Source organism: Cupriavidus gilardii, assembly GCF_013347325.1.
Taxonomy (GTDB): domain Bacteria; phylum Pseudomonadota; class Gammaproteobacteria; order Burkholderiales; family Burkholderiaceae; genus Cupriavidus; species Cupriavidus gilardii.
This window is the reverse complement of sequence record NZ_CP054624.1, coordinates 538,028-547,805: the sequence shown is the minus strand read 5'-3', so window position 1 is coordinate 547,805 and position 9,778 is coordinate 538,028. Positions and strand designations below refer to the sequence as shown.

At 62.6% G+C, this 9,778-nt stretch carries 22 protein-coding genes; 10 read left to right on the top strand and 12 right to left on the bottom strand.

Annotated elements, in window-relative coordinates:
• Positions 1-12: 12 nt before the first annotated feature.
• Genes FOB47_RS02620 through FOB47_RS02570 form a run of 11 tightly spaced genes read right to left on the bottom strand, consistent with a single transcriptional unit; the run spans position 13 to position 5,727 of the window.
• Positions 13-267 (bottom strand): Lar family restriction alleviation protein, encoded by a 255-nt coding sequence (locus tag FOB47_RS02620; protein ID WP_174779857.1) that lies wholly within the window; start codon positions 265-267, stop codon positions 13-15.
• Positions 260-679, bottom strand: a complete 420-nt coding sequence (locus tag FOB47_RS02615; RefSeq protein WP_174779856.1) for a hypothetical protein — start codon at positions 677-679, stop codon at positions 260-262. The genes FOB47_RS02620 and FOB47_RS02615 overlap by 8 nt, the downstream gene beginning before the upstream one ends.
• Complete coding sequence (locus tag FOB47_RS02610; RefSeq protein ID WP_144425985.1) at positions 672-869, bottom strand: hypothetical protein; 198 nt, start codon at positions 867-869, stop codon at positions 672-674. Before FOB47_RS02610 ends, FOB47_RS02615 begins: the two co-directional genes overlap by 8 nt.
• Positions 862-1,134, bottom strand: coding sequence for a hypothetical protein (locus FOB47_RS02605; RefSeq protein WP_151023581.1), 273 nt, complete (start codon positions 1,132-1,134; stop codon positions 862-864). Before FOB47_RS02605 ends, FOB47_RS02610 begins: the two co-directional genes overlap by 8 nt.
• The gene (locus FOB47_RS26065) at positions 1,131-2,426 is read right to left on the bottom strand and encodes a DUF551 domain-containing protein (RefSeq protein ID WP_244959260.1); all 1,296 of its coding nucleotides are present in this window, start codon (positions 2,424-2,426) and stop codon (positions 1,131-1,133) included. Before FOB47_RS26065 ends, FOB47_RS02605 begins: the two co-directional genes overlap by 4 nt.
• A gap of 11 nt (positions 2,427-2,437) precedes the next feature.
• The gene (locus FOB47_RS02595; protein WP_244959259.1) at positions 2,438-2,968 is read right to left on the bottom strand and encodes a hypothetical protein; all 531 of its coding nucleotides are present in this window, start codon (positions 2,966-2,968) and stop codon (positions 2,438-2,440) included.
• Positions 2,968-4,332 carry a replicative DNA helicase gene (dnaB, locus tag FOB47_RS02590; protein ID WP_053824308.1) on the bottom strand — a complete coding sequence of 455 codons (1,365 nt, stop codon included), beginning with the start codon at positions 4,330-4,332 and terminating at the stop codon, positions 2,968-2,970. The genes FOB47_RS02595 and dnaB overlap by 1 nt, the downstream gene beginning before the upstream one ends.
• Positions 4,329-5,135 carry a hypothetical protein gene (locus FOB47_RS02585; protein WP_174779855.1) on the bottom strand — a complete coding sequence of 269 codons (807 nt, stop codon included), beginning with the start codon at positions 5,133-5,135 and terminating at the stop codon, positions 4,329-4,331. Before FOB47_RS02585 ends, dnaB begins: the two co-directional genes overlap by 4 nt.
• Entirely contained in the window at positions 5,136-5,297 is a 162-nt protein-coding gene (locus tag FOB47_RS02580) for a hypothetical protein (RefSeq protein ID WP_158507298.1), read from the bottom strand.
• A gap of 5 nt (positions 5,298-5,302) precedes the next feature.
• Positions 5,303-5,506 (bottom strand): hypothetical protein, encoded by a 204-nt coding sequence (locus tag FOB47_RS02575; RefSeq protein ID WP_151023593.1) that lies wholly within the window; start codon positions 5,504-5,506, stop codon positions 5,303-5,305.
• Positions 5,503-5,727: a hypothetical protein gene (locus tag FOB47_RS02570; protein ID WP_151023591.1), complete on the bottom strand. Its 225-nt coding sequence runs from the start codon at positions 5,725-5,727 to the stop codon at positions 5,503-5,505. Before FOB47_RS02570 ends, FOB47_RS02575 begins: the two co-directional genes overlap by 4 nt.
• Before the next feature lie 177 nt (positions 5,728-5,904).
• Here FOB47_RS02570 and FOB47_RS02565 point away from each other — a divergent pair, with 177 nt between their 5' ends.
• The gene (locus tag FOB47_RS02565) at positions 5,905-6,228 is read left to right on the top strand and encodes a hypothetical protein (RefSeq protein ID WP_174779854.1); all 324 of its coding nucleotides are present in this window, start codon (positions 5,905-5,907) and stop codon (positions 6,226-6,228) included.
• A gap of 7 nt (positions 6,229-6,235) precedes the next feature.
• Here the strand turns inward: FOB47_RS02565 and FOB47_RS02560 are convergent, their stop codons facing one another.
• On the bottom strand, positions 6,236-6,445 hold the full coding sequence (locus tag FOB47_RS02560) for a helix-turn-helix domain-containing protein (RefSeq protein ID WP_174779853.1): 210 nt from the start codon (positions 6,443-6,445) through the stop codon (positions 6,236-6,238).
• Positions 6,446-6,507: 62 nt separating this feature from the next.
• On the opposite strand from FOB47_RS02560, the gene FOB47_RS02555 reads away from it, so the two are divergent.
• From FOB47_RS02555 to FOB47_RS02515, 9 genes are all read left to right on the top strand, one after another.
• Positions 6,508-7,011: a helix-turn-helix domain-containing protein gene (locus FOB47_RS02555; RefSeq protein WP_174779852.1), complete on the top strand. Its 504-nt coding sequence runs from the start codon at positions 6,508-6,510 to the stop codon at positions 7,009-7,011.
• A 559-nt stretch (positions 7,012-7,570) separates the two neighbouring features.
• On the top strand, positions 7,571-7,783 hold the full coding sequence (locus FOB47_RS02550; protein ID WP_174779851.1) for a hypothetical protein: 213 nt from the start codon (positions 7,571-7,573) through the stop codon (positions 7,781-7,783).
• 90 nt (positions 7,784-7,873) lie between these two features.
• Positions 7,874-8,215 (top strand): hypothetical protein, encoded by a 342-nt coding sequence (locus FOB47_RS02545; RefSeq protein ID WP_174779850.1) that lies wholly within the window; start codon positions 7,874-7,876, stop codon positions 8,213-8,215.
• Positions 8,216-8,240: 25 nt separating this feature from the next.
• Positions 8,241-8,597 carry a hypothetical protein gene (locus tag FOB47_RS02540; RefSeq protein ID WP_174779611.1) on the top strand — a complete coding sequence of 119 codons (357 nt, stop codon included), beginning with the start codon at positions 8,241-8,243 and terminating at the stop codon, positions 8,595-8,597.
• Positions 8,594-8,749, top strand: coding sequence for a hypothetical protein (locus tag FOB47_RS02535; protein WP_174779849.1), 156 nt, complete (start codon positions 8,594-8,596; stop codon positions 8,747-8,749). Before FOB47_RS02540 ends, FOB47_RS02535 begins: the two co-directional genes overlap by 4 nt.
• The gene (locus FOB47_RS02530; RefSeq protein ID WP_174779848.1) at positions 8,746-8,940 is read left to right on the top strand and encodes a hypothetical protein; all 195 of its coding nucleotides are present in this window, start codon (positions 8,746-8,748) and stop codon (positions 8,938-8,940) included. Before FOB47_RS02535 ends, FOB47_RS02530 begins: the two co-directional genes overlap by 4 nt.
• Complete coding sequence (locus FOB47_RS02525; RefSeq protein WP_174779847.1) at positions 8,937-9,113, top strand: hypothetical protein; 177 nt, start codon at positions 8,937-8,939, stop codon at positions 9,111-9,113. The genes FOB47_RS02530 and FOB47_RS02525 overlap by 4 nt, the downstream gene beginning before the upstream one ends.
• A 59-nt stretch (positions 9,114-9,172) precedes the next feature.
• A complete protein-coding gene (acpP, locus tag FOB47_RS02520) occupies positions 9,173-9,427 on the top strand; it encodes an acyl carrier protein (protein WP_151022466.1) in 255 nt (84 codons plus the stop codon).
• Positions 9,424-9,720, top strand: coding sequence for a hypothetical protein (locus FOB47_RS02515; RefSeq protein ID WP_174779610.1), 297 nt, complete (start codon positions 9,424-9,426; stop codon positions 9,718-9,720). The genes acpP and FOB47_RS02515 overlap by 4 nt, the downstream gene beginning before the upstream one ends.
• Positions 9,721-9,778: the final 58 nt, after the last annotated feature.

The following is a 9,778-nucleotide window of genomic DNA, read 5'->3' as shown; positions in this document are numbered from 1 at the left end:
GAAATCCCCGTGTCAATCGCGCGCATCGCATTCCTCCGGCACTCCCGCCCGCTGCCCGTCCGGGGCGCGGTGATTCCATGCGGCAATGGCTTCTTCGTTGCTATCGAAGCCTTCGTGAAAGTACCTATCGAACAGGGAAACGCCGCATTCGCACAGTACGAACCGGACAACTTTGTCGCCGTACCAAGGATCGCCCTGCGGTTCGACGTCGCGCCGCTCAATGATGGGAGTTGCCCCACAGAACGGGCAGGATTTCAGTTCACCCATGTCCTTTCTCCTTGCGTGCCGCGTCGATAGCGGCGTCGATAGCGGCGTCTAGTCCCCGGCGCTTACCCCGTGCCAGATTAATCATGTCGGGGTCGTCCCCGATATGTTCATCCCGCAGGAATCGATACCGCTCCGCAATGGTCCGCAGTGCGGCGTTCTCCTGCTCCAGCTCGCGGATGCGGGCGATCAGGGCCGGCAACGCGGTACGTGCTTCCGCGATGAAGCGGCGATCCGCCTCGGACACCACGACGGTTGCGTACTCGTTCCGGATATTGCAGGCATACAGCACGCCGCCATCGCGTCCATCCGAGCCACTAAGGCGCAGGAAGCTATTGCTGGTCCACCATTCCCACGGCCCCGGCGTTGCCGCCTTCGCCAGCCGCCCCAGCTCGTCCAGGTTCAGCTCACCCATGATTGCGCTCCCCCTCTGCCGCCTTCCCGGTCAAGCGGTAGTACGCTTGCTCCAACCAGCGGACGCGCTGCTCAAGGTCCGCCACACGCTTTTCCTCGTCGCGCTTCTTCTGCGCCGTGCACGCGCGAAGACATCGCCCGGCACCAAAGCAATTCCTCCAGAACGGGCACGGCAACAGGTGTTCACTCATGGCTGCCACTCTCCTTGCCTGTCTCGCTGGCGTGCTGGCCATTGATGGGGTGCGGCGTGCTGGTGCAGCCTGGAAGCGGATAGCCAAGGCGCCGCAGGTTATTGCGCGTAGACTGCACCGTGCGGACGGCGCGTTTGTATTGCTCGTGCAGGGATACCACTTCGCAATCGACGCAATATTCAGTGAATGGCACGCCATGCCCGCAGCCTTTCATCGTGCGCACGTAAGGGTGATTCGGGTCGTGTGGCTTCAACTCTTTCATCATGCGTCCTTTTGGTTGGGTGTGATGCCAGGATATGGCAGCGGCATCCAGTGCGTAGCAGCGGCTGCGACTTCGGTGCGCGCATCCTGCTCGCCATCCGGGGTCGGATACAGGTCATCGGCCTTGATGTCGAAGAACTGCTCGCCCGCGAAATCCGCTCCTTCTGTGTAGATGAGCACGCGCTCGCCGGTGCCAATCGGCGGCAGGCGGTCATTCACGGATATCCACGTCAGCCCCTGCGCCCCGGTAGCGGCTTGCGGCTTGGTGTAGACCGGGATCAGCCCGCCGATACGCTTGGCAATCCGCTCGGTGCGAGTGAAATAGTTGCCGTTACTGGCGCTGGCCCATCCGAACGGCTCATCTTGCGCCGCCCCTGCGGCGGGCGCGGCGAGTAGGGACCGAATGCGGGCCAATGCGGCGTCAGCCTCGGCTCTGCTTGCGTCGGTGTTGTTCTGTGTGTGCAGAGCAAATAGGAAGGCATAGCGTCGAATGGCCTCCATCAGGCCACCATCCACCCCGCGCGCTTCCTCGACACGCAATGCTGCAATAGCTTCATCTGCGGTATTGAACGGGCCTAGCGCTTCCTCGGCGGGCTGCTCGAAACTGACATTGCCGGCCAATCCGCCGCCGTAGTGGATCATCGGCTCGGCCTGCTGCGCGCTCGGCTGCGGGGCGGAGTCACCGTCGAGGGAAGCAACAGCGCGCGCATACTCGGCAGGGAACAGAGCGATATACAGGTCATCGGCGTCAACCCCGTCCATTTGAAGTCCCTCGCCAGCAGCCGCATTCAGGAAGTGGTGCAGTTTCTGTCGAAGCTCCCCGCTCGACGCGGCGCGGGCGATGGCCGCGTTCCACCCGGCGACGAAATCGCTTTCTCGCTGTGCAGAAATACCAGCCGGCTCCGGCCCAAAACGCGACATATGGGCGTTCAGGCATTCCGTCAGCCCCGCCGCCTGCGCTGCCGGCTGCTGCGCGAGGTCCGAGCGGGCGAGCAGGTGCGCAGCTTCCTCATCCGACAAGCCGGCCACTTTCCCGCCTCGAAGGAGAATTTCGCGCGCGATCTGCAGATATCTCCGTTCACCAGAGGCACGCTCGGTCGCCGACGGCTGCTGCGCGAGGGCGCCGACGGATAGCAAGCCCTCTCTGGCCGCAATTGCGAAGTCACCCAGGCGGACGATATTGGGCTCGGTCAATGCTCCATCGGCGCCAGACCCGACGATCCCGGCGCGCTTTGCCCACGCCTCGATCTGTTCTCGCGTTACCGCGTCGCTCATCCCCACCGCTTCCTTGTCCATGTCTGTTCTCCCTATGCCTTGTTGATGTTCTCTGCTGCCGTTACTGCCACTGCTAGAGCCGCCCATGCGTGCGATTTCACGCCGTATGTCGGCCCCGGATTCTTCTTCGTGCCCTGCGGCCCCAGCAGGTCGATCAGCGCCTGCCGAATGTTTGCGTCCTTCGCTCGGGGCGAGCCGCACAGGTGCAGCTTCACGTCCTTGCGGTAGACGAAGCGCACTGCCTCGGGCTTGTGCCACGCCTGTTGGAATCGACCGATCCAGCGGCAGGTCTCGAACACTTCGCGCCCTACTGCCATCCCATAGCTAGCGATCATTTCGATGGCCAGCGTGTGGTTCAGAGGGTCATAGCCCGCGGTGCTCTCCAGCATGCGCAGCACTTCCCGGTTCTTCATGACGCCCGAGAGCGTGACGCGGCCATCGGCGAGCACGCACCACCCCGACTCCTCGGTACCGGGGTCGATCGCCAGAATCCGCGCGCGCGTAGTGGCGACAGGCTCCGGGTCGCAGCACGTCATGATTTCCTCGAAGGTCTTCCGATCCATCACATGTCGTCCCTGAATTTGCGGCCTTGACGCTTGGGCTCCGGCATGCGGAATCCATAGGCCAGATCGCTGAACAGCACGAACTCACCGCGGTAAGCCAGCGGCACCATCCCGGTTTCGCCCTGGCGCTGCTTCTCGATCAGCACCTCGCAGACGCCCTTTGCCATCGAATCCGGGTCGTAGACCTCATCTCGGTACAGGAAGCAGATGATGTCGGCGTCCTGTTCGATTTCGCCCGAGTCCCGCAGATCGGCCATCGTGGGGCGCTTGTCCGCACGGCGCTCCAGATCCCGGTTGAGCTGGGCCAGTGCCAGGACGGTGATGTCCAGTTCCTTGGCGAGCGCCTTGAGGCCACGCGAGTAGCTGCCAACCTCTTGGTTGCGGTTCTCGCTCGGACCGCCGGTCATGAGGCCGAGGTAGTCGACGATCAGGAGCGCCAGGCCATGCTTGCGCTTGACCGCCCTCGCCTTCGCGCGGACCTCCAGCAGCGTGAGAGCCGGTTGGTCGTCCAGGAACAGGCTCAGGTCGGCGATGCGCGCAGCGGCTGCCGTGACGTTGTTCCAGTCCTCGTTCGTCATGAGGTCGGGCTGACGCAGGCGAGCCATCGGAATGCGGCCCAGCATCGCCGTGTTGCGCTGGTGCAGTTGGGCAAGCGGCATTTCCATCGAGAGCACAAGCGAGCCGCTCTGGCGCGCCACGTTGGCGGCGATATTCAAGGCGAACGCCGTCTTGCCCATGGCGGGGCGCCCGGCAACGATCACGAGCTCACCGGGCCGGAAACCGCCTCCCAGCTTTTCGTCCAGATCGCGGAAGCCCGTCGACAGCGGCTGAACCTTGCCTTCGAGTTGAGCCGTCAGCAGGTCGCAGAAGTCGGCCATCCCTTCCGATGCGCGGATGGGCTCCGTCTTGACGCGCTCCCGCGACAGCTGCTCGAGCTTGGCCTGCACTCGATCGACGACGATCCGAGCCTCAGCGTCTCCGACCACCATCGCCGGGACTTCGTTGGCAAGCGCCAGCAGGGAGCGCTTGACGGCGCGGTCGCGCACCACAGCGGCATAGCGGCCGATGTTGGCGGCGCTAGGCGTCGTCAGCGTCAGCTCGTTCAGGTAACCCAGACCACCGCAATCCGCGGCTTGGCCTTTGGCCGCCAGGCGCTCGTAGACCGTGATCGTGTCAGCGCCGGTACCGGTCGCCAGGAGCTCGCGAATCTGTGCGTAGATCGCCCGGTGATCGCCGCGGTAGAAGTGATCGACCTGCAGATCGCCAACGCGGTCGATCGCGTCGTTGTCGAGCAGCAGGCCACCCAGCACGGCCTGCTCGGCCTCGACGCTGTGCGGCACCGTGAAGTCGTCGCGCGCGCTCATGCCGCCTCCAGGAACTTCCGGGACTGCTGCCCTACCGTCGTCAGCTCGAACGACCCGTCAGGCTTGCAGACCCACAGGCGGTAGTAGCCCTTGGTCACGTAGTTGCAGAAGTGCCGCTGCCAATCGGCCTGCAAACGCCGTTCGTTGGCGCCGCCATCGCTGTGCTCGCGGCGAAAGACGTCCCAGGCGAGTTCGAGGAATTCGTGCGGAAGCCGGACCTTGTCGACGTAGTCCATGAGCGGCCGATAGCTCGTCACGGGCTTCACGCCCTTGGCCTTGCAGTCAGCGAGGAAGGTCGCGAACGAAGTCCGGGACTTGCGAGCACGGACAGGTTTTTGCGAAGCCGAGCTTTCAGCCCCCTCGTCGCCGACAGGCGATGGGGGGTTGGGGGGTATTTCTTCCTTTCTTTGGTCCTTTGGTCCTTGATCCTCCGACGAACGTTCGCGAGGATTCGCGAGGATTCGCGAGGATTCATCGAAAGATGGCAATTTCGACTTGCTCGGCTTGTCAATCTTCTGATGAATCAACCAGTTACGGATTTCGATGTAGGTGGCGCCGTCGACCACATAACGCACGATGCAGCCCTCTTGCTCGAGTTCGGCGAGCCAGTCGTCGATGAGGTCTTTTGCATCGTCGTCATAGGGGAAAAGAAGGCTCGCGAGCATTCGCGAATTTCCGCGAAGCCTCCCTTCGTCGTCCGCAAGGGTCCACATCTGGATGAAGCAGAGGCGCGCGTCGCGAGACACGTTGCCCATGCTTTCCGACTGCGGGAACTCCGGCTTGATGGTTCTGATGCGAGCCATTTACTTTGCCCTGCCTGCCTGCAACGCAGCCTTCATTGCCTCGGCCCACGAATGGACACGGCGCTTGGTGGTTCCGTCGGCAGCCATCTTCCTTGCGATGCGATGGGCATCCGCAAAGCTCTTCTGAGCTGCGTCAAATCGGATTGGCTCGTTCGGCTTCATCTGCACTACTCCTGCGTCCCAACTTGTCCCTGCTTGGCCCGCTTATGGAAGGCGATGACCTCGGGGTGCAACGACCCATAGGCGGCTTCCAGGATCAGCATCCCGAGCAAATCGGGCGTGTTGCATCCCATCGCAGCGGCTTTCATCACCAAGTCCCTCGCCTCGTCCGGCGGAATCAGCGCGACCACTTCCGTCTTGACCTGGCTCATGCCGCCACCAGCGGGCCGTTGTGGCCCAAACCGTCACTGACGCCGCTGATCGCGACGGGCAAAGTTCCGACAGCGCCGAACAAATGCTGCTCGGCGATGCGGGCGAGAGCCGCGGAATCCGAATCGATCCCGTGAACCTCCTTGTAGAGCTGGAGGGCTTCGTAGGCGCGGTCACGAAGACGCGTCTTCACCTCGTTCCGAAACTCAGCACGGCGTGCCATCTGGGACTCCTGGTTGCTACGCAAACTGAAACTGTTGTGAGAAACACACGACCTTTCGGTCGAGTACACGCGCCGGGGGTGACAGATTCCCCTGCCGGCAGATGACAGGCACTTCTGTATGGACCCCATGACACACTTCCCCGCATGCGAACTTTTGGCGAACGCCTCCGCTGGGCAATGGAAAACGCAGACCCTCCCGTCTCCCTTCGCGAGCTCGCGCGGCGCGTGGGCCTGCAATACCAGTCGGTCCAATACCTGGTTGATCCGGGCCGAAATGCCAAAGGAAGCCGCCACACAGAAGCCCTTGCCCGAGCGCTTGGGGTTTCGCCGACATGGCTCGCCACGGGCCGCGGGAAGCCGCACCAGAAAGGCATGCCGCGATTCGATCAGCGCGCTGCGCTTCGGGACGCGATGCAGACGGCAGCCGTCCTGCTCGCGCAGCTCGAACGCCTGGCGGACGCACTGGACGAGCCGGAGAAGAAAGGCAACGGGAAGGCATGACAGTCGCCTAGGCGGCGGCCTGTTCGGTGGCTCTCGCCTTTTGGCGAGGGACCCGCACGCGACGCAGCTTTTCGACCGTGCTGGACAGCGGATCCTTGACGTCTCCGCTCAGAATTCGGCTGATCGTCGCCTGCCGGACGCCGCTCTTTCGCCCGATCTCGCTCTGGCTAACGCCCGCGTCGATCAGTGCTTGGAGGTGTTCACGAGGGGTAGGCATAGTGGTCATCCTGTGGTGATGACCGGATGTTATACACGATTGAATAGTTTGGCAATGCTCAAATGAATGCTTCTTTGACTGCCATCTATCCGAGCGCGTATATCCCTGGTATGGGAATCGCTGACCGAATCGACCGCATGATGCGTGAGCGCAAGTTCAAGAGCCAAAGCGCTCTCTCACGCGCATCTGGGGTCCCACAACCGACTATCGCCCGGATCTTGGCAGGTCGGAACACGCCGGAAACCTCGACCGTGCTCAAGATCGCCGCGGCGCTCGGCGTGACGTCGACATGGCTTCTTGATGGACCAGATGAATCGCCGGAGTACGCCGGCTCGCGCAAGAGCGGAACGCCAGAAGAGGCGGAGAGAGCTAGGGGGACCCTCAGGAGCGCGCAAATCGATCGTGCCGTTCAACTGCTAGAGGACATGGACGACGCGGACCTTTCCCGGGCGCTCGCCATGCTGCAGGACTTTTCGGCTGTGCCCAGCCCCGCGATAGAGATCAAACAGGGGGCGGGCGGTCGCCGGACCACCAGTGATACAAAGCGCACCGGCACCACAGAGTGAGAATTGGACCGAGGACAAGATAGCAAGCTTATGAAAGAATCCGTGCGCATAGCGGCACTATGCTTGGGCATTTTCGTGGGGCTCCCACTTCTCATCATGCTGTTCAAGTGCGGCTTTACCAGCGCTCCCGCGCGCTGCAGCAAGACTCTCGTTTTCATTGTTTTCGCCTTCGCATCTCACCTCGCTGCAATGGCGGGATCCGCTTGGGCTGGAATCGCAGTCGCCAAGAAAACTGGGCGCAATTGGCAAGGATGGGCGGCGTTTGTCGCCGTCCTGCTCGCCTCATCGGGCCTACTTACATTTATGGGAATCCCCTTCCCCGAAGGATCTGAGTTCGAGGCTGACTGGATCTAACCAGAGCCTTGCACGGGAAGCCGACCCTTTGCGACGCTCACCTAGCCCGCCCTCCGGCGGTTTTTTTACGCCCCCCCATCACCCTCTCCTTCGCACTTCCCCTGTCACCCCGGCAGGGGAATCTGTATAGGCGAACGCGACACATATCACTTACTTTGGCCCCTCAACGAGCCGGCAGAAGCACCGGCAGTACGAGAGGGGTCCCATGTCAAACATCATCGAGCTGGCGCGCTTCCGGGGGAAGACAGGCGCCCAGCAGCCATCGAACGATGGGTCGATCGAGTTCGAACACCAGCTCGACGGCACATATCGCATCACCTACAAGGGCATCTACGCACGGTCGGCGCCGGTTGCGGCTGAACACCTCGCGGACGCCCTCCTCCAGCTGACCATCGAGATACGAGACAAGCACGGATAGCTCCGTCGCGAATTATTCATTCGCGTATTGACATTCCTATTCATGCGAGTATAGTTCTCTCCATCAACGCACCACCCGATGGAGACGCAGATGCCAGCCACCCCGATCCCGTCCTACTTCACCGAAGGCGAGCGCGCTGTCGCCGCTGAGGTGCAGAAGGACGCGCTCAACTTCGCCAATGACAACGACATCGAGGCCGGGGCCTACATGGCACCCGTGGCTGCGCTCGTCTTGCGTGGCGACCTGAGCGATGCGGCGCTGGCGTCGATGGCTCGTGAGGTCCTGCAGCAGTACCTGCGGGACACGAAGGGCCACGCCGAGGACGCAGATCGCGAGCTAGAGCAGGCCGTCGAGGACGCCGAGGCCGAATGGCAGCAGCGCCTGGACTGGACGCTCGACCATCTGCTGCCGCGCAACGGTGCGGTGCTCTGAACAACGACAACGCCAGGGGAAAGACATGGATCAACAGGACAAGAGCGGGCCGAGCTACACAAAGGGACCGTGGTTCACAGATCGCGACGGAAACGTATGGCGTCGACCGCCATCCGACCTCTGTCAGAACGGCGGCGGCGTTGCGGGAGATAAGCCCATCGCGACGGTGCACAAGGGATGGCATGGCGAGAGAGAAGTTGGCTATCCGGTGGAAGCCAACGCCCGCCTGATCGCCGCCTCGCCTTCGCTGTACGAGGCGCTGCGTGCCTACGTCGAGTACACCGAGGCCGGCATTGCGACTGACGAGGCAGACGCTGGGGAGATCGAGCTCATGGAGCGAGCCAGAACCGCCCTCGCGAAAGCCGCCGGGAGCCAGCAATGACCGAAGCCCGCTTCATGGTCAGCCCTGATCGCGGCGAAGGAGCGTGGGTGCATCCGCTGGAAGTGCCGACGCAGACGCCGGGCTGGATCGACTGCACGGACATGGACGACGACGAGTTCGTGTCCTTCATGCGTGGGGAGACGCTGCAATGACGACCGACGAAGCCGTGAAGCGCCAGGCCGCGCACGTCGCCATGACCGCTGATGTCTTTCATGCGCTGGACGAACTTGTGCTGGCTCTCGATGCGACGTTCTGGTCGACCTGGCAAACGACTGCGACCTTTGATCAGCAGCTGGAGCGTGCTCGTCAAGTACTGGCCCACGCCAAGGAGCAGCAGCAATGACCCCCGATTTCAAGCTCGTCTGCGGCGTGCTCACCGACGACCACGGCAACCAGATCCAAGTCACCGCAAGTGCCGTCAGCGAGAACGCTTCGGACCAGCTGTTGCACTTCTGGTTCGACGGTCTTTCGGACCCGGACTTCTACGGCAGCTTCGATCGGAGGACCACGCAATGACGCCCCAATGGACCGACGCCGGCCTAGCGCGGCTGCTGAACCATGTGAAGGAGAACGGGATGGAACACCAATCGAACATCGCTGGACGAGTCCGCAAGATCATCGCCGAACAGTTTGCAATCGACGACGCCGAGCTGACGAACGATAACCGAATCGTCGACGACTTCGGGGCTGATTCACTCGACACCATTGAGCTGGTGATGACCATCGAGGATGAGTTTGGCATGGAAGTCCCTGACGAGGACGCAGAGAAGATCCAAACCGTCCAGCAGGCTATCGACTACGTTGCCATGCGCGTCGGGGGTGCGGCATGACGACGATAAAGGACGGTGAGCCGGCGTTCCCGTGCCAAGCAGAAGGCTGGACCCGCAGTGATGCAAGCGGCCTCACCGCGCGCCAGTACGCCGCTATCCACCTTCGCGTGCCGGACAGCGGCACCGACTGGCTGGACGACATGATCCGCAAGGCCCAGCGCGACTACTTCGCGGCGAAGGCGATGCAGGGCCTGTGCGCGAACGATGGCTACAACAACCACTCGCCAGCAACCATTGCGAACGAAGCGTATGGCATGGCCGACGCCATGCTCGCCGCGCGGGAGTGCAAGTAATGCTGGACACCCTCGTTTTCCTCGGCGCCGGCGCAATGGTGCTCGGCCTGACTTCGGC

Bases quoted from the DNA above. Each gene is read 5' to 3' on its own strand.
- FOB47_RS02620 (WP_174779857.1), bottom strand. From the start codon at position 267: ATGGGTGAACTGAAATCCTGCCCGTTCTGTGGGGCAACTCCCATCATT.
- FOB47_RS02615 (WP_174779856.1), bottom strand. From the start codon at position 679: ATGGGTGAGCTGAACCTGGACGAGCTGGGGCGGCTGGCGAAGGCGGCA.
- FOB47_RS02610 (WP_144425985.1), bottom strand. From the start codon at position 869: ATGAGTGAACACCTGTTGCCGTGCCCGTTCTGGAGGAATTGCTTTGGT.
- FOB47_RS02605 (WP_151023581.1), bottom strand. From the start codon at position 1,134: ATGATGAAAGAGTTGAAGCCACACGACCCGAATCACCCTTACGTGCGC.
- FOB47_RS26065 (WP_244959260.1), bottom strand. From the start codon at position 2,426: ATGGACAAGGAAGCGGTGGGGATGAGCGACGCGGTAACGCGAGAACAG.
- FOB47_RS02595 (WP_244959259.1), bottom strand. From the start codon at position 2,968: ATGGATCGGAAGACCTTCGAGGAAATCATGACGTGCTGCGACCCGGAG.
- dnaB (WP_053824308.1), bottom strand. From the start codon at position 4,332: ATGAGCGCGCGCGACGACTTCACGGTGCCGCACAGCGTCGAGGCCGAG.
- FOB47_RS02585 (WP_174779855.1), bottom strand. From the start codon at position 5,135: ATGGCTCGCATCAGAACCATCAAGCCGGAGTTCCCGCAGTCGGAAAGC.
- FOB47_RS02580 (WP_158507298.1), bottom strand. From the start codon at position 5,297: ATGAAGCCGAACGAGCCAATCCGATTTGACGCAGCTCAGAAGAGCTTT.
- FOB47_RS02575 (WP_151023593.1), bottom strand. From the start codon at position 5,506: ATGAGCCAGGTCAAGACGGAAGTGGTCGCGCTGATTCCGCCGGACGAG.
- FOB47_RS02570 (WP_151023591.1), bottom strand. From the start codon at position 5,727: ATGGCACGCCGTGCTGAGTTTCGGAACGAGGTGAAGACGCGTCTTCGT.
- FOB47_RS02565 (WP_174779854.1), top strand. From the start codon at position 5,905: ATGGAAAACGCAGACCCTCCCGTCTCCCTTCGCGAGCTCGCGCGGCGC.
- FOB47_RS02560 (WP_174779853.1), bottom strand. From the start codon at position 6,445: ATGCCTACCCCTCGTGAACACCTCCAAGCACTGATCGACGCGGGCGTT.
- FOB47_RS02555 (WP_174779852.1), top strand. From the start codon at position 6,508: ATGAATGCTTCTTTGACTGCCATCTATCCGAGCGCGTATATCCCTGGT.
- FOB47_RS02550 (WP_174779851.1), top strand. From the start codon at position 7,571: ATGTCAAACATCATCGAGCTGGCGCGCTTCCGGGGGAAGACAGGCGCC.
- FOB47_RS02545 (WP_174779850.1), top strand. From the start codon at position 7,874: ATGCCAGCCACCCCGATCCCGTCCTACTTCACCGAAGGCGAGCGCGCT.
- FOB47_RS02540 (WP_174779611.1), top strand. From the start codon at position 8,241: ATGGATCAACAGGACAAGAGCGGGCCGAGCTACACAAAGGGACCGTGG.
- FOB47_RS02535 (WP_174779849.1), top strand. From the start codon at position 8,594: ATGACCGAAGCCCGCTTCATGGTCAGCCCTGATCGCGGCGAAGGAGCG.
- FOB47_RS02530 (WP_174779848.1), top strand. From the start codon at position 8,746: ATGACGACCGACGAAGCCGTGAAGCGCCAGGCCGCGCACGTCGCCATG.
- FOB47_RS02525 (WP_174779847.1), top strand. From the start codon at position 8,937: ATGACCCCCGATTTCAAGCTCGTCTGCGGCGTGCTCACCGACGACCAC.
- acpP (WP_151022466.1), top strand. From the start codon at position 9,173: ATGGAACACCAATCGAACATCGCTGGACGAGTCCGCAAGATCATCGCC.
- FOB47_RS02515 (WP_174779610.1), top strand. From the start codon at position 9,424: ATGACGACGATAAAGGACGGTGAGCCGGCGTTCCCGTGCCAAGCAGAA.